Raw genomic sequence first — 18,218 nt, 5'->3', positions numbered from 1 at the left:
CCGCTGCGGCGCGGCGTTCATGGCGTGTCGACGACCGCGCCCGACTCGTCCGTCATCAGCGCGACGCCGTCCTGGTCGTCGAAGTGCAGGTAGCGGCGCCGGCCGTCCGCGTACTGGCGCACCGCGCCCGCCACGGTGATCACCAGCTCGCCGTCCTCGATGGAGTACAGCTCGTCCGGCGTCAGGACTTCGTGGATGCGTGTGCCGTTGGTGACCAGGGTGCGGACCCGGCGGCCGGCGTGGTCGTACCCGTAGAGCGCGTTGACACCGTCACCGTGGACACCGCGCAGCCGGCCGAACGCGTCCCGGATTTCGCTGCCCGGCGGTGTTTCCGGGACTTCGGCCACGCCGGGCCCGATGTCGTGCAGCAGCCCGTCCGGGCCGGCGACGACGTGCCGGCCCGCGGTGAAGAGCTCGCTGATGCCGTTCGCGTAGTGCACCGCGGTGCGGCGGCCCCGCAGGTCGTAGTGCACGGCGTCGACGAACCCGGGCACGCTCACCAGCCGGCCGACCTCGTCGTACTGGTGGTGCACGGTCACCCGCCCGTCGCCGGCGTCGGGGTACACCACCTCCGACAGCCGGCCGTCCGCGCGGCGCACCACGTCCAGACGGTACTCGACGGCGACGTGCGCGGGGCGCCAGCGCCGTTCGGCCGGGTTGCCGAGCGCGTCGTAGCCGATCAGGGTGACGCCGGATTCGTCCGCGACGCGCACCAGCCGGCCGCAGCTGTGGGGCCCGGCGCCGAGCGGCACCGGGAGCCCGCCGTCGTGGTAGGTGAACGTCGTGACCGGGGTGCCGCCCGGGTCGTCGACCAGCACCGCCACCACCCGGCAGGCGGCGTCGTACACGCGGTACACCGTGCGCCCGCCGACGGTCCGCGACTCCACCGCGTTCCCGGCGGCGTCCCGGACGTGCACCACGCCGTCCGCACCCCGCAGCTTCCGCCCGAGCAGGTCGCGGGTACGTCCATGAAGGGCACCCTCATGGACTTCAAAGCCATGCCCTTCATGGCGTTCGGCGGCCGGCAGTGGGCGGCCGAGGGCGTCGTAGCGGAACTCGGTGGGCGTGCTGCGCGGGCCGCCGTCCCGGAACGCCCGGCTCGTCCGGCACACCAGGCCCCGCGCGCAGTACTCGTGGTGTTCGTCGACAACGTCGCCGAGCAGCTCGGCGTGCCGGCGCTGCAGCAGCCGGCCGGCGCCGTCGCGCAGCTCCGACATCACCAGCACCTCCGCCTCGCCGGACACCGCGCGCTGCTCGGTGGTCACCCGCACCGGCCCGCTGAGGTCGTAGTGGTGCCGGACGGTCGGGAGGTCCGCCGAGTCACCCGGCCGCACGACGGTTTCGGGACGGCCCAAGGGATCGTGGGTCACCGTGGTCACCGCGCCCGCCGGATCGACCACCTCGCACACCCGCGCCGTGCGGACGTCGTACCGCGTGGCCGTCACGTTCCCGAGGGAGTCCGTGACGACTTCGGGGAAACAGCGGTCGGCCGAATACCGCACCTCGCGCGGGTGGCCGAGCGGCCCGGTCGTCGTGGTGCGCAGCCCGGTGACGGTGTCGAACCGGCCGTGGAACGTGGTGACCCACCAGCCGTCCTCGCCGGGACGGCGGTGGTAACCGTGGTGCCGGAAGTCCGGCGGGATCGCCCCGTAGACGTCGGTGACGAGCGCGTCGGTGAGCACCAGCTCTTCGCGCGCGGTGAGCAGGCCGCGCGAGCCGGCACTCCCGTCGGGTCTTTCGTCGTACCGGAACACCTTGTCGGACAAGACTTTCCCGGTACCGTCCAGCCGGCGGACCCGCGCGGGCAACGCGGCGAACCGGTGTTCGGGGTCGGTCGTGTACGTCGTGCGCGTCTCGCGCACCACCGGCTCACGGCCGGGCCGCTCGGTCGTCTCGACCTCGCGGGTCGGGTTCCCGGCGGCGTCGAACGCCGTCTCGGTCGTGGTGACCGAGACCGGCTTCTCCCGGCGCTCGAACTCCGTCGTCACCGATCTTGTCCACTTCGGACGGCGAGTGTGCTCGACCCGGCGGTACGGGCGGTCTTCGTCGGGTGAGCCGTCGAGGCCGTACTTCTCTTCCTGGTGCAGGAAACCATCGGCGCCGAACCAGCGCACGGTCCGCAGCGTCGGCGCGTGGTCGTCGCCGAGCTCGTCCTGGACGACCCGGCCGAACCCGGTGAACGAGTCGCCGGACCGGCCGTCGTGGTACTCGAACTCGGTCACCCCGACGTGGCCGGTCGCCGACTCGAGGAGCGAGACGCGCCGGACCACCGGGATCGCCTCGACGGTCGTGTAGTCGATCTCGGTGCGCAGCCCGATGCCGTTGTCGATTTCGCTCAGCCGCCCGGCGCGCGGCAGGTCGCCGGGTTCGAGGGAGAACTGCGGCGCCGAGTCCTCGGCGTCGAGCAGCAGCACACCGCCGGCACGGGCCTTGGCGGCGAGCCGGACCCGCGGCACCGCCGGCGGGTCCGCGCCGGCGTACGCCAGCCGCAGCACCGGCGCGGCCGTTTCGGCGCCGCGCACGTCGAAGCCGGTGAGCGCCACGGACGTCAGCATCGACGCGCCGGTCGTTTCGTCGGTGTCGTAACCGAGGCTCCACCGGCGGACGAGCGGCCGCGCGTCACCCGGCACCCGCAGGTCGATGCGGGCGCACCGCAGCCCCGTCGTGACGAGGGTGCCGCCGCGGCCCCGGCGCAGCACGTCCGGCCGCGGCTCGTAGGAGAAGTCCACTTCGTACGGTCCGTAGGCCACGCGCGCGAGGTAGGCCTGGCCGCCGTGGTGGGCCCAGCTGAACGCGGCGGTGTTGCCCAGCGCGTCCTCGGTCCGCTGCAGGTGCCAGGCGGCGCCGGCGCCCTCGTCCGGGCCGAGGAAGTGCCGGATCCCCGAGCGGGTGGTGAGCAGGTAGCCGTCACCCCGCCGGGCGAGCCGGCCCCCGGTGCCGGTCCGCGCGCGGCCGTCGTCCGGCCCGACGTGCGGCAGCGGCAGCGCGAACCCACCGCCGAACGGGCCGTTCGGCGCGCCCGTCGTGTAGCGCAGCGCCAGCGCCGGCGCGATGCCGCCGGGACCGGGCGGCAGGTCGAGCGGCACCGTGAAGCTGCCGCCGCCGGTGGCCGGTTCCGGGGTGAAGACCCCGCCCGGCCCCCGGACCGGCGCGGGCCGGCCTGCTTCCTGTGCGCCCGACCCGAGCGGAACCATGTGCTCTCCCCTGATGGATACGTGACTTCCGGAGGGCCAAGTGGGTGAGCCGGGCGCGCCAGATACGTCGTCACCCGTTTGCCGTCGCTGTTATGCATTCGAGACGTCGGTGCCGTATTCCGAGTGCGGCTCACCGGTCTTTTCCGGGTGCCAGACGTGATCAATGGCGGGGGCAAGGCAGCAGGAGGGTGGACCCGATGGTCGTCAGGTTCGTGAGGGACGAGACCGCGGAAGTGGCGGCGGAGGACGTGAGCACGCTCAACGAGCTCCCGGCCCCGCCCAGGCAGTTGCTCGACCGGCACGGCGCGCGGGTGCTCGACCCGGCGACGTCGACCGCGGTGCCGGGCCGGCCGGCGCCGCGCACGACCGTGTACCGGCCGGGCGCGTTCCTCATCCCCGACCGGTACCTGCGCGACCAGGAGACCCTGGCCGCGATCAACCGCGTGCTCGCGCGCATCGGCCTCTACGCCGAGCCGGCGGACCGCGGTGGGGACGGCAAGGAGGCCACCCGCGCCCGGCAGCTCGAGGACCTGCCGGTGCGGGCGCTGCTGCACGTCCGCGAGGACTCGGACCCGGTCGTCGTCGACTGCTGGAAGGCGGTCCAGCTGCTGCGCGGCGCGTCGGCGGGTGAGAACCCGGAGATCGCGCCGGAGATCGTGGCGCGGATTTCGGTCGAGCACCTGCTGTTCAGCACGCCGGTGTTCGGCGGGGTGCCCTGGGAGACCAGCGGCCTGGGCGGCACGCCCTGGGAGACCAGCGGGTTCGGCGCGGGCAGCTCCTACGGGCGCACCCGCGGCGCGAACCGGATCCCGGTCACCCTGGCCGCCGACCCGCCGCACCGCAGCGACAAGCCCGGGCACCGGCGGCCGGTCGTCGCCGTGCTCGACACCGGCATCGGCCCGCACCCGTGGTTCGGGCTGGCCGACCGCAGCGGCCCGCCGCCCGCCGGCGCCGGGCTCACCGTGGCACCGGACATCCAGGCGGCGATCCTGCAGGCCCAGATCGACTCCGGCAGCACCCTGGCGACGCAGCTGCTCACCGACTTCTGGGACGCCCCGACCACCGGCCAGCCGCTGATCGGCGACATCGACACCGACACCGGGCACGGCCTGTTCATCGCCGGCATCATCCGGCAGGCCTGCCCCGAAGCCGACACGCTCGCGATCCGCGTCGTGCACAGCGACGGTGTCGCGTACGAAGCCGACGTGCTGCTCGCGCTGCACATGTTGGCCGACCGCGTCCGCGACGCGCAGGCCAACAACCGGCCCGAGAACATGGTCGACATCGTGTCGCTGTCGTTGGGTTACTACGAAGAGAACCCGGCCGACATCGCCTACACCGGCCAGTTCGGCGCGGTCATCGCGGAGCTGCTCGGCCTCGGCGTGCTCGTCGTCGCCGCGGCGGGCAACGACGCCACCACCCGCCGCTTCTACCCGGCGGCCTTCGCCGACCAGCCGCTGACGGGCGGCTGCGGCCCGCAGGTGATCAGCGTCGGCGCGCTCAACCCCGACGTCTCCGCCAGCAAGGCGCTGTTCTCCAACGAAGGCCCGTGGGTGCACTGCTGGGCGACCGGCGCCGGCGTCGTCAGCACCTACCCGACCGACGTCCGCGGCACCGCGGCCGCCGACCACGAAGTGCCCGACCAGGGCCGGAACTCGTTCGACCCGGACGACTTCACCGCCGGCTTCGCGGTCTGGGACGGCACGTCGTTCGCCGCGCCGCTGGCCGCCGCCGAAATCGGCAAGGCACTGTTCCAGTTCGGGTCCGAGCTGGCCACCGTCGACCGCGACACCGTCGTCAAGCGCGCTTGGGCCGCGCTCGGCTCGCTGTGACGGTGGCCAGGACCGACCACGGGCGGGTCGCCGTCCTGTTCGACGCCGCGCGGGAGGGCGACCGCGCGGCGCTGAACGAACTCGTTTCCCTGCTCACGCCGCTGCTCTGGCAGGTCGCGCGGGACCAGGGGCTGGACGCCGACCAGGCCGCCGACGTCGTGCAGACGACGTGGCTGCGCCTGCTCGGCTCGTTCGCGGAGATCCGCTCGCCGGTCGCGCTCACCGGCTGGCTGATCACCGTCACCAAGCGGGAGGCCTGGCGGGCTGGGGAAAAACGCCAGGTCGAACGGCCGCTGCCGGAGCTTCCGGAGCGGCTGACCGAAGCGTCACCGGCACCCGAGGAGGGGGTGCTGCGCGACGACCAGCGCGCTCGTTTGTGGCGTGCGGTCGACGCACTGCCCGAACGCTGCCGCAGCTTGCTGCGGATCGTGGCGTTCGTGCACCGGCCGGACTACGCCGAAGTGGGCGCCCGGCTGGGAATGCCGAGGGGGAGTATCGGCCCGACCAGGGGACGCTGTCTCGCGCGCCTGCGCGAGCAGCTACTCGCCAACGGCGAAGGAGATTGGCTGTGACCACCGTCGAACCACCTGGCGCGAACGAGCCGTTGGACGCGCTCGACTTCCGGCTGCTGGCCGGACTGCGCGAACTGTGGGAAGACGCCGACCCGATGCCCGACACGCTGGTGGACCAGATCCGGTTCGCGATCCAGCTGGAGGACGTCGACCTCGAGGTGATGCGGATCCGCGAACAGGAAGGACTGGCCGTCGCCCGCAGCGCCGCCGAACAGGGCAGGCTCATCACGTTCGACAGCGAAAGCCTGACCATCATGGTGAACGTCAGCCCGGAGCCAGGCGGTTCGATCCGCCTGGACGGCTGGCTCACCCCGCCCGCCGAGCACCCGATCGAGGTCCGCACCGCCACCGGCCCGCTGACGACGACTTCGGACGCCGAAGGCCGGTTCGCGGTCTGCGGGGTGCCGCACGGGATGGTGCAGGTCCTGGTCCGGACGCTCGGGCGGTCGAGGACGGTGAGCACACCGGCCATCGAACTCTGACGGGTCGGCCGCCCCGGCTCCGAACTGAAAACTGCCCGGCCCGCGAGAACTCCCGGACGCCGCCGACCCGGAGGTACGATCCGGCACGTCCTTCTCGGCCGAGGGGAGGAATCCCGGCCGGAAGGGCAGCCCGTGGCCGTGTCGCCGAAGGTCGAAGACCGGGTGCGCGACCTGCACCGACGTGCGGTCGCGGCGACCAACAACGGCCAGCCGGTGGTCGGCGGAAAGCTGATCCGGTCCGCCGCGCGGCTGCTCGGCCTGCCCGCCCTCGCGCCGCCGCCCGCGTGGCCGGCCTGGCCCGACCTCGCGACGCGCGTGCTCGGCACGTACGCGGCCGTCGAAACGGCGCTGGGCAACAGCTCCCGCGGACTGGCGCTGCTCGACGAGGCCGACGTCCTCGTGTCGGAGGCCGGGCGCGGGATCCTGCGCCAGCAACGCGGTCTCGTGTTCATCTTGATCGGCCGGATGGACGAAGCGCTGACCTGCTTCGACGAAGCGATTCCGTTGCTGCGGCAGGCCGGCGAGTTCGTCGTGCTCGCCCGGACCCTGCTCAACCGCGCGATGCTGCACCAGTACGCCGGGCGCGTCCGGCTCGCGCTCGCCGACCTCGACCAGTGCGAGCAGATCGGCGCCGGGCAGGCGTCGGAAGAGGGCCTGGAGCGGATCTTCGCGAAGGCGGCACACGGCCGTGGCCAGGCGCGGGTGCTGACCGGCGACATCCCGGGCGCCCTGCGCGACTTCGACGCGGCGAGCGGGTTCTACGCCGATCAGAGTGTCGGGATGCTGCCGGTGCTGGCCGTCGACAAGGCGCGGGCGCTGCTCGCGGCCGGGCTGCCGAACGAAGCCGCCGCCGAACTGGACGCGGCACTCGAGCAGTTCCCGCGGCTGCGGATGAACCAGGAACACGCCGAGGCCGAGCTGACCCGCGCGCTGGCCGCGCTGGCGAGCGGCGCCCCGGCCGCCGCGCGCAGCTGGGCCGTGCGCTCCGAACGCCGGTTTCGCCGAAGAGGCAACGAAACCTGGGCCGCGGTGGCGCAGCTGACCGTGCTGCGCGCGGACTTCGCGGCCGGACGGCGGATCGCGCGTGTCGCCGCGGAGGCGACCGCGCTCGCGGACCGGCTCACCGGGCTGGGCCTGCGCAACGACGCCGAGATCGCCGCGCTGCTGGCCGCGCGGGCCCGGATCGCTCTCGGCGACCTCGACGGCGCCCGCGCCGGGATCGCCCCGCGCGACCGCCGGACCGCGCCGCTGGAGAACCGCCTCTTCCGGCGGCTCGCCCTCGCCGAACTCGGTGCGGCGAGCGGCAACAGGCGCGTCACGTTCGCGAACGCGCGGGCCGGGCTGACCCAGCTGCAGCGCCACCGCAGCCGGTTCGGCAGTGTCGACCTGCAGACCGGGACGACGTCACTCGGCAAGGAGCTCGCGGACGCCGGCCTCGCCGCCGCGCTCGCCCAGCGCTCACCCGGCGTCGTCTTCCGCTGGCTCGACCGCTCGCGCGCCCAGGCGTTCCGGTTCCGGCCGGTGCGCCCGCCCGCGCACCCGGAGACCGTCGACGCCGTCGCCGAGCTGCGGTTCCTCTCGATGCAGATCCGCGCGGGCGAGCTGTCCGGGAAGCCGGACGCCCAGGCCGTGAAGCGGTGTGCCGCGCTGGAACGCGAGATCCGCGCCAAGGGCTGGCAGGCCGAAGGCGCCGTTGTCGACCACCCGGAGGCCCAGCTCGGCGACCTCGGCGACGAGCTCGCGGCCACCGGCAGCGCGATGGTCTGCTTCCTCGCCGACCACGGCGCGTTGTGCGCGCAGGTGATCGCGAACCACCGGGTGGCGCTGATCGAGCTCGGCCCGGCCTCGGCCGTCGCGGAGCCGGTCGCGAGGCTGCACAGCGACCTCGACGCGTTGTGCGGGCGGCAGCTGCCGCCGCAGCTCGACCAGGTCATCCGCCGGTCGGTCCGGACGCAGGTCACCGCGCTCGACACGATCCTGCTGGCGCCGCTGGCTTCCCGGCTCGGCGACCTCGACGTCGTCGTGGTGCCGACCGGTGCGCTTTCGGCGATCCCGTGGGGCCTGCTGCCGACGTTGCGCGGCCGTCCGGTGACGGTCACGCCGTCGTCGTCGGCCTGGCTCGACGCGGGCCGCCGCCCCCGCCGGGCGGCCGGGGCGCCGCTGCTGGTCGCGGGCTCGGACCTGACCCACGCCGAGGCGGAGATCTCGCTGCTCGCGCCGTTCTACCCGGAGGCCGAGGTGCTGACCGGCCCGGACGCGACGGTGACGGCGACGCTCAAGGCGTTCGACGGCTGCCGCTTGGCGCACTTCGCCGCGCACGGCCACCACGAGCAGGAGAACGTCCTGTTTTCGCGGCTCAACCTCGCCGACGGTCCACTGATGGCCTACGACGTCCAGCAGCTTTCGACCGCGCCGGAGCAGGTGGTGCTGTCGTCGTGCGACGTCGGCCAGACGGTGGTCCGCGCGGGGGACGAGGTCCTCGGCTTCACCGCGGCGCTGCTTTACGGCGGGAGCCGCACGGTCGTCTCGAGTGTGGCGCGGGTCGACGACCGGACCGCGGGCGGGGTGATGCTGGCCTACCACCGGGCGCTGGCGTCCGGGACGCCGCCGGCGCGTGCGCTGGCCGACGCGGCGCAGGCGGAACCGCTGATGCCGTTCGTCTGCTTCGGCCGTAGCTGACGTTCCTTTCGACGTCTGGTGATCTTCGGGGTTGCTTTCGGGTGAGCGACCCCATCGCGGCGCATCCCCGGGCGGCTCCCGGGCATCTTCCCCAGTGAGTCCAGTCGATCACGGAACGAGGGAGGATGACCATGAAGCGACTTGGTACCGCGATGATCACCGGGGGCCTGGTGGCCGGCGGGCTGTTCCTGGCCGGCGGGGCCGCGAACGCCATGCCGAGCGACACCCCGTGCGGCGCCTCGGACGTCCACGTGTCCGTCGCCGCGGACCCGTCGCACGCCGCCGGGCACGAGGCCTACGTGCTCACCTACACCGCGGCCTCGCCGACGACGAACTGCAAGCTCGAAGGCGCGCCGACCGCGTTGACCTTCATCGCGGACGGGCAGCGGCTGCCGGTCACCACGACCACCGACGGCAGCGAGGCGCTGCCGGTGAACCTGCGTGACGGCCACCCGGCGGTGTCGCGGATCGTGCAGCGCTCGGCCGCGGCCGCGGTCACGCCGGCGTTCGTTTCGTTCGACCTGCCGACCGGGCCGTTCGGCCAGCCGGTGAGCGTCGAGTGGCCGGCGGGGGCGCCGCTGAAGGGCGACACCGTCCAGGTCACGCCGGTCGGCAACTGATCTTTCCCGGGGAGGAGAAATCCATGAAGCGCATCTTGATGGGGATCGGCACGGCGGCGGGGGCCTTCGTGCTGGCGGCGTGTGGGACTTCGACGGCGGCTCAGGCGCCGGCACCGGTCGGGGGCAACGCGGCTGCTCCGGCTCCGGCCCAGGGGGCATCCGGGGGTGGCGTGGCCACGGCGTCGTCGAGCACGCCGCGGTGCACCACGGCGGATCTGGAGGTCCTGCTGGGCAAGCCGGCCGAGAAGAACGACGCGCCGGGCCAGTTCGACATCCCGCTGACGTATCGCAACACCACGGACCACACGTGCGGTCTGTACGGCGTGCCGGGCGTCGACCTGGTCGGCCCGGACGACGCGACGTTCGGCCCGGTCTACCACCTGCCGCGCGTCGACAACGGTGTGAAGTACAACGAGGTGACCGCGGGGACCACGGCGTCGGCGACCATCACGGTCGTGAAGCCGGCCGCCGGTGAGCCGGCCTGGACGCCGGCGAAGCTGAACACGATCCCGCCGGGCCAGACGACGGCGCTGACCGCGGAGTGGCCGGCGGACCTGCCGGTGCTCCGCCAGGACGCGGCGACCCACCCGGGTTCGTACGTGAACGGCATCCTGGCCGACCCGGCCTGACGCTGCGCCGAAACCTCTCGTCACTCGATCGGGTGAAGCGTGGACCTGCGCGTCATTCCTGACGCGAGGTGCCCTCTTCCTCCATGCGGCGGTAACCGGCCGGCACGCCCCCCGACTGGCCGGTTACCGCTGCGGTGTTTTCTACGCACGGTGGAGCAGCACGACGGAGTCCGTCCCGTCGACGCGTAGGTACCCCGTGCGCTCCAGGTCCTCGAGCGCCGCCGCCTTCGACGCCAGCGTCGTCGGCCAGGACTGCTCCGGCTTCGCGACCACCACCCACTCCGGCCGCAGCGGCGAGACGCCGTCGAAGAACAACACCGTGCAGCGGGACGTCAGGTGCGGGGCCAGGCGGTTGGACGCCAGCACCGTCGCGCCGTCCGGGATCCGGGCCAGCACCGCGTTGATGCCCGCACGCTGCGAAGGCGTCCAGACGCCGCTGGTCAGGTGCGCCGCCTGGAGGCCGAACGACGCCAGCCCGGCGACCAGCGCACACACCGGCAGCAGCCACCGCCGGTCGATCCGGCGGACGCCGTCAGCGGCCGCGATGAACACGATCGGCATCAGGACCGCGCTGTAGTGGTAACCCATGCCCCAGTAGCGGTCGTTCGCCGAGACCAGGCGCCACAGCAGGGTCGGGATCGCCAGGAGAAGCAGCGGCGACCGCAGCGCGGTGAACGCCGTCGGCGCCAGCAGGGCCAGCAGCATCGAGACCTTCACGATCGATCCGCCGAACGGGTTGAAGCCGCCGCTGTGCGCATACGCACCGGCCGGATTCAGGGCCGGCAACACCACCGTCACCAGCAGAACCGTCGAAGCCACGCCGAAGACGACCACCGCCCAGCCGAGCCGTCGCTGCCGGTTGAGCACCAGCACCACGCCGACCGCGGCGAGCGTCATCGGCAGGTCCTCCTTGACCAGCACGAGCGGCAGCGCGCACCACACCGCGGCCCGCCACCGTTCGCGCAGGAGGTGCTCGGCGGTGAACGCCAGCATCGGCACGGCGAAGCAGACCTCGTGGAAGTCGAAGTTCACCGCGGACAGCAGCCCCCACGACAGCACGTACCCGGCCCCCACCACCGCACCCGGCCGCGTGCCCAGCACCCCGATCGCGCACCGCGTCACCGGCACGGCGGAGAGCGCGAACAGCAGCGCCTGCGCGACCAGCAGGCACGCCGGCGACGGCCAGAGCAGGTAGAACGGCGCGAGCAGCGCCAGGATCGGGTGGAAGTGGTCACCGAGCGTCGGCGCGCCCGGGCCGAGCAGGTCCGACACCGGCCAGTGCCCGTGCGCGTAGGACCGCACGGCCTGCTCGAAGATTCCCAGGTCGAACCCGCTCGCGTCGAACGTCCGGAGCCGCTGCAGCGACCAAGCGGCATACCCGGCGAAGGCGACCGAGGCGACGAAGTAGGGGATCGCGCGGCGCGTGCGAACCGGCGCCGGCGCGAAGTCGATCAGCATGGCGGGATGCTCGTGGGGCCACGCTGAACCGGAGCTTAAGCAAGCTGAAGACGCCTTCAGGCAAGCGGAAGGCGGAGCTCCAAGCGCGCGCCGGACGCGCTTTCGGCGACCCGCAGGCTGCCGCCGTGCGTCCGCGCGATCTCGGCGGCGATCGCCAGGCCGAGGCCGGAGCCGCCGTCGTCTTCACGAGCGCGGTCGTCGTCGAGCCGCACGAACCGGTCGAAGACCCGCTCGCGGTGTTCGGGCGGGATGCCGGGGCCGTCGTCCTGGACCGTCAGCACACTCTCGCCGTCGGACGCGGTGAGCGTGATCGTCACGCGGGTCTTCGCGTGCCGCTCGGCGTTGTCGACGAGGTTGCGCAGCACCCGCTCCAGCCGTCCCGCGTGGCCGTGCACCACCGGCATCGCCTCGATTTCCGTGCTCACCTCGACGCCGTCCCGGGGGAGTCGCGCGGCGACGTGGCCGGTCACCAGGTCCGCCAGCGCGACCGGCGCGCTCCCGGCCGGCTGGTCCGCGTCGAGCTTGCTGAGCAGCAGCAGGTCGCCGGCCAGCGCCTCCATCCGCGTCACGTCGAGAACGGCGTTTTCGTAGCTGCGGCGCCAGTCGAGCCGGTCCGGGTGGGCGAGCTGCACCTCCAGCTGGGTGCGCATCGACGCCAGCGGCGTGCGCAGCTCGTGCGACGCGTCCGCGGTGAACCGGCTCTGCCGCTGCACCGACCGGTCGAGCCGGGCCAGCATCTCGTTCATCGTCACGGCCAGCTCGGTGATCTCGTCACCGGAGTCCGGCACCGGCACGCGGCGGCCGAGGTCTCCCGCACGCACGCCGTCGACCTCGGCGCGGATCGCGCCCACCGCGCGCAGCGACCGCCGGACGGCGAACCAGGCGACCCCGCCGACGAGCAGCGCCGCCGCGGGCACCCCGCCCCAGAGGAACCGCTGGGCGGTGTCGACGGTCTGGAGGCCGACGGGATCGAGGGACTGGGCCGCGTCGACGAAGTACCGTCCGTCGGGTGTCGACGAGCCGCGGTACTCCTGGTCCGGCAGGCCGTAGGGCATCGCGATGACGCAGTCCGGGCTGTACACCTGGGCCCGGCCCTCGAACGGCACCTCCGGACGGCCGGTCGAGCAGCGGTTCACCCGCTCGGCGCTGATCATGTAGCCGCCGCCCTTTTCGAGGCGCTGCGCCACGTCGGCGGGGGTCACACCCGAGTTCAGCAGGGCCATGACGGCTTCGACCTTGTCGCCGGCCAGCGCCCGCGCGTTGTTCTCCAGGCCGCTTCGCAGCGACTGCACGAACCAGTACGAACCCAGACCGAGCACGAGCGCCGAAGCGAGCGCGGCGAAGAGCGCGACCCGCACCCGGGTCGACCGGGGCAGGAGCCGGGCCATCCCGCGAAGATACTGTATCGCTCGTACCAATCCGACCACAGCCACGGCCGAATCGTTCCGCAGCAACGGTTAAGTGCCGCTGAGGGGCGGCCTGCTTTTGGCCGGATCGGTACCTCCGCACCTTCGGAGATCCGCCGACGGCGTCCGGGCCCTTACCGTCGAGAGCTGTGACGGGCGAACAGTGGCAAGCGGTGCGCGCCGCGCTGCCGGAGGTCGGCGGCCGGTTCGCGGACCTGGTGGCCGGTGTGCCGGACGCGCACGCGAGGTCGCTCGGCGAGTGGTCGATCGCCGAAACGGCGTCGCACGTCGGGATGATCGCGCTGGTGTACACGGCGATGATCCGCGGGGACGGCGGCCCGCTCCCGCTGCCGGGGCTCGCCGGGCCGATCGGCGCGGCCAGCGTCGACACGATCTCGGAGATGAACGCGCTCGCGCTCGACCTCTACCCCGAGCGCGACCCCGCCCGGCTGGCCGAACGGCTCCGCGCGGACATCGCCGAAGTGCTGCTGGTCAGCGCCGACCTGGATCCGGAGAAGCCGGTGTGGTGGCTGGGCAGCGCACGCGTGCCGGTCGCCGGCGTCCTCGCGCACCTGGTCAACGAGATGCTGATCCACGGCCTCGACATCGCCCGCGTGGCCCGCCGGCCGTGGCCGGTCCCCGCGGCGCACGAGGCACTGTTCCTGGAGCTGTTCCTGTTCGGCATGGTGCGCAACGACCTGGGCCGCCTGCTCGACGACGCAACACCGTCACCCCGCCGCATCGCGGTGGAGTTCCGGTCGGCGTACACAAAACCGGCGGTCCTGGCGCTGCAGCACGGCGAGCTCCGCCTGGAGGAACCGGACGGCACGGCTGACGTGCGGCTGCGCTTCGACCCGGCGGTGCTGGTGCCGATGATGTTCGGCCGTATTTCGAAGGCCCGCGCGGTGCTGACCGGCGGCGTCCGGATCAGCGGGCCGCGGCCGTGGCTGCTCCCGGCGTTCCTGCGGACCGTGCGGATGCCTTAGCGCAGCACGCGGAAGGTCAGGTGGGTCGCGTTCGGCGTCTCGTGCACACCGGTGCGCTCCAGCTTGACGTGGTCGCCGACGGCGCCGTCGAAGAGCCGGACGCCCGCACCGAACAGCAGCGGGACGACGTGCAGCCGCAGCTCGTCGACCAGCCCGGCGTGCAGGAACTCCCGCATGGTCGTGCCGCCACCCATCACCACGACGTTGTCCGCGCCCGCCGCTGCTTTCGCCTGCCGCAGCGCGCTTTCGACGCCGTCGGTCACGAACGTGAACGTCGTCGGGCCCTTGATCACGGGTTCGTGTGGCCGGTGTGTGACGACGAAGCAGGGCTTCTTGAACGTGCCGTCGTCACCCCAGGGTTCGAGGCCGACGTCGAACATCGCCCGGCCCAGCACAAACGCGCCGGTGCCGTCGAACAGCCGCGCGGCGACCTCGGTGTCGGCGTCGGTGCCCTCGAACATCCACTCGTGCAGCAGGTCGCCGCCCTTGCCGAGCCGGTGCTCGGTGCTGGTGTCCGGACCGGCCACGATCCCGTCCGCCGACATGCTGATCTCCGCGATGACTCGCCCCATGGCGAGCGAGCCTGCCACGGCCGGGTCAGTTCGTCGACCAGCCGTCGCCCCACTCGGCATCCCGCGCCGCGCGGTACCGCTGCCCCTGCTTCTTCGAGACGGCGACACCGGGCTTCAGCCCCTCCGTCGTGCACAGGTCGAGCGCGACCCAGCCCTTGTGCTTCTTCGGGTGCCGGATGATCCGCGCGTCCGGCCGCTCCGGTGTGGACCGTGACGCGACGACGTAGGCGAACTTCTCGTCCTCGAACCCGAGCGTGCCCGCCTTCAGCCGGCGGTGGAGCCCCGAGCGCGGCAGCCGCGCGGCGAAGTGGCACCAGTCCTCGCCGGGCACGATCGGGCAGGCGTCGTCGTGCGGGCAGGGGGCGATGACGTGCAGGCCGAGGTTGATCAGCTGGGCGCGCGCGGCGCGGATCCGCTCGTACCCGGCCGGGGTGCCCGGCTCGATCAGCGCGACCGTGCCGGCCTTCGCCGCGAGCCACCCCACGACGTCGGCGCGGGTGGCCTCCGGCAGCTCGCCGAGCACATAGGACAGCGTCACGAGGTCCGCTTCCGGCGCCGGCGCGGCCGGGTCGACCAGCCCGCGCCGCCACTCCGCGTCGCGGACGGCGGCGCGCTCGGCGCTCTTGGCCAGCCGCTTGCCCAGCCCGATCGCGCCGGCGACCTGTTCGAGCACGGTGCACTTCGCCAGCGACGGCCAGACCGCCGCGGCCGCCCAGACCGCCGCACCGGTGCCCCCGCCGACGTCGACCTGCGTACGCGGCTCGAAGCCGGGCGCGCGCGAAGCAGCTTCGGCGAGCACAGCGTGTACGGCGGCGTAGGTCGCCGGCATCCGGTAGCCGGCGTACGCGGCGATGTCGACCTCGGAGCTGAGGATCGGCGAAGTCGCCGCGTCACCCTGGCGGTAGCGCGTGCTGAGCCGGTCGACGGACTGCGTCAGCCGCGGCACGGGGTGCCGGGCCAGCTCTTCGTCGAGCGCGGAGGAGAGGTCGTCGGGGAGTACCGCCACGGCTGGTGATTCTCCCCTGTCCGGTTCGCCCACCTGGATCCGCCCTGAGCTGCTAGTTTTCCGGCGCGAAAGTTTTTTGGCGGACGCTGTCGATCCAGGGCGGGGCCGTTCGACGCGTGGGCAAGAGCGAGCGACAAGGGAGATCGAAATGCGGTTCATGGTCATCGTCAAGACGAACGAGCACACCGACGCCAAGGCCCCCAGTGCCGAGCTGCTGGCCGAGATGGGGAAGTTCAACGAAGAAATGGTCAAGGCCGGCATCCTGCTGGCCGGCGAGGGGCTGGCGCCGAGCGCGGAAGGGGCCCGGGTCGTCTTCGACGGCAAGGAGGACCCCAAGGTCGTCGACGGGCCGTTCACCGAGTCGAAGGAGCTCGTCGGCGGGTTCTGGATCCTCCAGTGCCGCGACCGCGACGAGTGCATCGAGTGGATCAAGCGGATGCCGAACCCCGAGGGTGAGCACGGCGAGGTCGAGATCCGGCGGGTCGCGGAGGCGTCCGACTTCGAGAACATGACGCCCGAGGTCGCGGAGCTGGAAGGACGGCTTCGCGCGCAGAGCGACGGGAAGGCGTGACGCCGTGCGGTTCCTCGTCATGGTGAAGGCCAGCCCCGAGTCCGAGTCGGCCGGGCTCCAGCCCAGTGCGGCGGAGCTGGCCGAGATGGGGAAGTTCAACGAGCGGCTGATGGAGGACGGCCGGATCGTGCTCGTCGAAGGCCTCACCGCGAGCTCGGAAGGTGTGCGCGTCGTCTTCGAGGGGAAGGCCGAGCCGAAGGTCATCGACGGGCCGTTCACGGAGACGAAGGAGCTCGTCGCCGGGTTCTGGGTGCTGAACGGCGATTCGCTCGAAGACGTCGTCGCGCTGATGAAGCAGGCGCCGAACCCGGAAGCGCAGGGCGGCGTGATGGAGATCCGGGCGATCGCGGAGTAGTGGGTTGCACCGCGCCTGATCACCCTGTCTGATGGCCGGGTGACGGTAGCGGACACCCGGAGCACGGTAGAAGCGGTTTGGCGGATCGAGTCGCCGCGGCTCATCGCGGGCCTGGCCCGGATGGCCCGCGGTGACGTCGGTCTCGCCGAGGAGCTGGCGCAGGACGCGCTGGTGGCGGCGCTGGAGCAGTGGCCGGAGTCCGGCGTGCCCCGCAACCCCGGCGCGTGGCTGATGACCATCGCCAAGCGGCGCGCGGTCGACCTGTTCCGCCGCAACGAGCGGTACGCGGAGAAGCTGGAAGAGGTCGGACGCGACCAGCAGCTCGGCGAGGGTGTGCTGCCGGACTTCGACGCCGCGCTCGACGACCACATCGAAGACGACCTGCTGCGCCTGCTGTTCGTCGCCTGCCACCCGGTGCTGAACACGCAGGCGCGGGTCGCGCTGACGCTGCGCATGCTCGGCGGCCTGACCACCGACGAGATCGCACGCGCCTTCCTGGTCCGCGAGTCGACGATCGCGCAGCGGATCGTCCGGGCGAAGAAGGCCCTCGCCGCGGCGAAGGTCCCGTTCGAGGTGCCGGAGGGCGACGAGCGCGTCGCCCGGCTGTCGTCCGTGCTCGAGGTCCTCTACCTGGTGTTCAACGAGGGGTATTCGGCCACCCGCGGTGACGACTGGATGCGCCCGGCGCTGTGCGAAGAGGCGATGCGCCTCGGGCGCGTGCTGGCGGGCCTGATGCCGGGCGAGTCCGAGGTGCACGGCCTCGTCGCGCTGATGGAGCTGCAGTCGTCCCGGGCGAAGGCCCGCACCGGCCCGAACGGCCAACCGGTGCTGCTGCTGGACCAGGACCGGTCACGCTGGGACCGGCTGCTGATCCAGCACGGCCTCGCAGCGCTGGCCCTGTCGGAGCAGATCGCCGAAGGCGCGTACGGCCCGTACTCCGCCCAGGCGGCGATCGCGGCCTGCCACGCGCGGGCCCGGACGGCCGACGAGACGGACTGGGTGCGGATCGCGGCGTTGTACGAAGGCCTCGGCAAGCTCCAGCCGTCCCCGGTGATCGAGCTGAACCGCGGGGTGGCGGTGGCGATGGCCTACGGCCCGGAAGCGGGCCTGGCGGTGGTCGACGCGGTCGCCGACGAGGAGGCGCTTAAGGACTACCACCTCCTGCCGAGCGTCCGCGGCGACCTGCTGCAGAAACTGGGCCGGCTGGAGGAGGCCGAGCAGGAGTTCCGCCGGGCGGCCGAGATGACGGAGAACGCGCGGGAACGGGCCTTGCTGCTGGACCGCGCGACGGCGGTGGGGCGTTAGCGGTCCCGCCAGGACATCGGCGACAGCGTCAAAGCCGCCTCGGCGATCTTCCGCGCCGTCTCCGTCTTCAGGCCCTTCTGCGCCGACTCGATCCACTCGTCGACGCGCTGCACGCCGACGTCCCGGTACTCCAGCGCCTGCAACAACATCTCCAGTTTGTCCGCATCCTTCGCGCACAATGCCTCGGCCGACAACCGCGTCTCGTACTCGTCCACGGCCTCGCGCACGAGCGAACGGGACCGCTCCGGCAGGGCGGCGGTCTGGTCCGCCGTGATCTCCCGCGGCTCCGGCTTCCGCAGATAGTCCGCGGCCGTCAGCGGCAGGTCGCCCGTGCGGGTCTCCTGCGTGTCGTGCCACAGCGCCAGGAACGCCGCTCGCTCCGGTGACGCGCCCTCCTCCGCGGCGATCAGCGCCGCCAGCTGGGCCGCGCGCAGGCTGTGCTCGCCGACCGACTCCGGGTCGCGGACCCCCGCGTGCCACCAGCCGGACCGGCGGACACGCTTCAGGAGTCCCAGCTCGTACCCGAAACCGGCGAGGGCGTCATGAGGCAT

The 18,218-nt window shown here is 72.8% G+C and carries 16 protein-coding genes; 10 read left to right on the top strand and 6 right to left on the bottom strand.

What is annotated here, in order from left to right:
- Positions 1-17: 17 nt before the first annotated feature.
- Positions 18-3,194, bottom strand: coding sequence for a SpvB/TcaC N-terminal domain-containing protein (locus ACIA5G_RS05300; protein WP_395920951.1), 3,177 nt, complete (start codon positions 3,192-3,194; stop codon positions 18-20).
- A 197-nt stretch (positions 3,195-3,391) separates the two neighbouring features.
- On the opposite strand from ACIA5G_RS05300, the gene ACIA5G_RS05295 reads away from it, so the two are divergent.
- The 6 genes from ACIA5G_RS05295 (at position 3,392) to ACIA5G_RS05270 (ending at position 10,008) form a co-directional block, all read left to right on the top strand.
- Positions 3,392-5,026, top strand: coding sequence for a S8 family peptidase (locus ACIA5G_RS05295; RefSeq protein ID WP_395920950.1), 1,635 nt, complete (start codon positions 3,392-3,394; stop codon positions 5,024-5,026).
- A complete protein-coding gene (locus ACIA5G_RS05290) occupies positions 5,023-5,598 on the top strand; it encodes an RNA polymerase sigma factor (protein ID WP_395920949.1) in 576 nt (191 codons plus the stop codon). The genes ACIA5G_RS05295 and ACIA5G_RS05290 overlap by 4 nt, the downstream gene beginning before the upstream one ends.
- On the top strand, positions 5,595-6,080 hold the full coding sequence (locus ACIA5G_RS05285; RefSeq protein WP_395920948.1) for a hypothetical protein: 486 nt from the start codon (positions 5,595-5,597) through the stop codon (positions 6,078-6,080). The genes ACIA5G_RS05290 and ACIA5G_RS05285 overlap by 4 nt, the downstream gene beginning before the upstream one ends.
- Positions 6,081-6,212: 132 nt before the next feature.
- On the top strand, positions 6,213-8,759 hold the full coding sequence (locus ACIA5G_RS05280; RefSeq protein ID WP_395920947.1) for a CHAT domain-containing protein: 2,547 nt from the start codon (positions 6,213-6,215) through the stop codon (positions 8,757-8,759).
- A 131-nt stretch (positions 8,760-8,890) separates the two neighbouring features.
- Positions 8,891-9,379 (top strand): DUF4232 domain-containing protein, encoded by a 489-nt coding sequence (locus ACIA5G_RS05275; protein WP_395920946.1) that lies wholly within the window; start codon positions 8,891-8,893, stop codon positions 9,377-9,379.
- 23 nt (positions 9,380-9,402) lie between these two features.
- Entirely contained in the window at positions 9,403-10,008 is a 606-nt protein-coding gene (locus ACIA5G_RS05270; RefSeq protein ID WP_395920945.1) for a DUF4232 domain-containing protein, read from the top strand.
- A 141-nt stretch (positions 10,009-10,149) separates the two neighbouring features.
- On the opposite strand, the gene ACIA5G_RS05265 is transcribed toward ACIA5G_RS05270, so the two are convergent.
- Positions 10,150-11,466 (bottom strand): DUF2079 domain-containing protein, encoded by a 1,317-nt coding sequence (locus ACIA5G_RS05265; protein WP_395920944.1) that lies wholly within the window; start codon positions 11,464-11,466, stop codon positions 10,150-10,152.
- Between the two features lie 56 nt (positions 11,467-11,522).
- Positions 11,523-12,854: a sensor histidine kinase gene (locus ACIA5G_RS05260; RefSeq protein ID WP_395920943.1), complete on the bottom strand. Its 1,332-nt coding sequence runs from the start codon at positions 12,852-12,854 to the stop codon at positions 11,523-11,525.
- Between the two features lie 167 nt (positions 12,855-13,021).
- On the opposite strand from ACIA5G_RS05260, the gene ACIA5G_RS05255 reads away from it, so the two are divergent.
- Positions 13,022-13,858, top strand: coding sequence for a maleylpyruvate isomerase N-terminal domain-containing protein (locus ACIA5G_RS05255; protein ID WP_395920942.1), 837 nt, complete (start codon positions 13,022-13,024; stop codon positions 13,856-13,858).
- Here ACIA5G_RS05255 and ACIA5G_RS05250 read toward each other — a convergent pair.
- Together ACIA5G_RS05250 and ACIA5G_RS05245 are read right to left on the bottom strand one after the other, a co-directional pair.
- Positions 13,855-14,430 (bottom strand): dihydrofolate reductase family protein, encoded by a 576-nt coding sequence (locus tag ACIA5G_RS05250; RefSeq protein WP_395920941.1) that lies wholly within the window; start codon positions 14,428-14,430, stop codon positions 13,855-13,857. The genes ACIA5G_RS05255 and ACIA5G_RS05250 overlap by 4 nt on opposite strands.
- A 25-nt stretch (positions 14,431-14,455) precedes the next feature.
- The gene (locus ACIA5G_RS05245) at positions 14,456-15,436 is read right to left on the bottom strand and encodes a small ribosomal subunit Rsm22 family protein (RefSeq protein ID WP_395920940.1); all 981 of its coding nucleotides are present in this window, start codon (positions 15,434-15,436) and stop codon (positions 14,456-14,458) included.
- A gap of 148 nt (positions 15,437-15,584) precedes the next feature.
- On the opposite strand from ACIA5G_RS05245, the gene ACIA5G_RS05240 reads away from it, so the two are divergent.
- From ACIA5G_RS05240 to ACIA5G_RS05230, 3 genes are read left to right on the top strand one after another with little or no spacing between them, the layout of a single operon-like run.
- Positions 15,585-16,007 carry a YciI family protein gene (locus tag ACIA5G_RS05240; protein ID WP_395920939.1) on the top strand — a complete coding sequence of 141 codons (423 nt, stop codon included), beginning with the start codon at positions 15,585-15,587 and terminating at the stop codon, positions 16,005-16,007.
- Positions 16,008-16,011: 4 nt separating this feature from the next.
- Positions 16,012-16,362: a YciI family protein gene (locus ACIA5G_RS05235; RefSeq protein WP_395920938.1), complete on the top strand. Its 351-nt coding sequence runs from the start codon at positions 16,012-16,014 to the stop codon at positions 16,360-16,362.
- A 39-nt stretch (positions 16,363-16,401) separates the two neighbouring features.
- Entirely contained in the window at positions 16,402-17,667 is a 1,266-nt protein-coding gene (locus ACIA5G_RS05230) for an RNA polymerase sigma factor (RefSeq protein WP_395920937.1), read from the top strand.
- On the opposite strand, the gene ACIA5G_RS05225 is transcribed toward ACIA5G_RS05230, so the two are convergent.
- Positions 17,664-18,218, bottom strand: a complete 555-nt coding sequence (locus ACIA5G_RS05225; RefSeq protein WP_395920936.1) for an HD family hydrolase — start codon at positions 18,216-18,218, stop codon at positions 17,664-17,666. The two genes, ACIA5G_RS05230 and ACIA5G_RS05225, sit on opposite strands and share 4 nt — an antisense overlap.

It is taken from the genome of Amycolatopsis sp. NPDC051758, assembly GCF_044453095.1.
In the GTDB taxonomy this organism is placed as follows: domain Bacteria; phylum Actinomycetota; class Actinomycetes; order Mycobacteriales; family Pseudonocardiaceae; genus Amycolatopsis.
The sequence above is the reverse complement of the archived record's forward strand: the minus strand, read 5'-3'. Positions and strand labels throughout refer to the sequence as shown.

Coding starts and splice junctions, on each gene's coding strand:
- ACIA5G_RS05265 (WP_395920944.1), bottom strand. CDS start 11,466: ATGCTGATCGACTTCGCGCCGGCGCCGGTTCGCACGCGCCGCGCGATC.
- ACIA5G_RS05270 (WP_395920945.1), top strand. CDS start 9,403: ATGAAGCGCATCTTGATGGGGATCGGCACGGCGGCGGGGGCCTTCGTG.
- ACIA5G_RS05295 (WP_395920950.1), top strand. CDS start 3,392: ATGGTCGTCAGGTTCGTGAGGGACGAGACCGCGGAAGTGGCGGCGGAG.
- ACIA5G_RS05225 (WP_395920936.1), bottom strand. CDS start 18,218: ATGCCTCATGACGCCCTCGCCGGTTTCGGGTACGAGCTGGGACTCCTG.
- ACIA5G_RS05240 (WP_395920939.1), top strand. CDS start 15,585: ATGCGGTTCATGGTCATCGTCAAGACGAACGAGCACACCGACGCCAAG.
- ACIA5G_RS05300 (WP_395920951.1), bottom strand. CDS start 3,194: ATGGTTCCGCTCGGGTCGGGCGCACAGGAAGCAGGCCGGCCCGCGCCG.
- ACIA5G_RS05250 (WP_395920941.1), bottom strand. CDS start 14,430: ATGGGGCGAGTCATCGCGGAGATCAGCATGTCGGCGGACGGGATCGTG.
- ACIA5G_RS05275 (WP_395920946.1), top strand. CDS start 8,891: ATGAAGCGACTTGGTACCGCGATGATCACCGGGGGCCTGGTGGCCGGC.
- ACIA5G_RS05260 (WP_395920943.1), bottom strand. CDS start 12,854: ATGGCCCGGCTCCTGCCCCGGTCGACCCGGGTGCGGGTCGCGCTCTTC.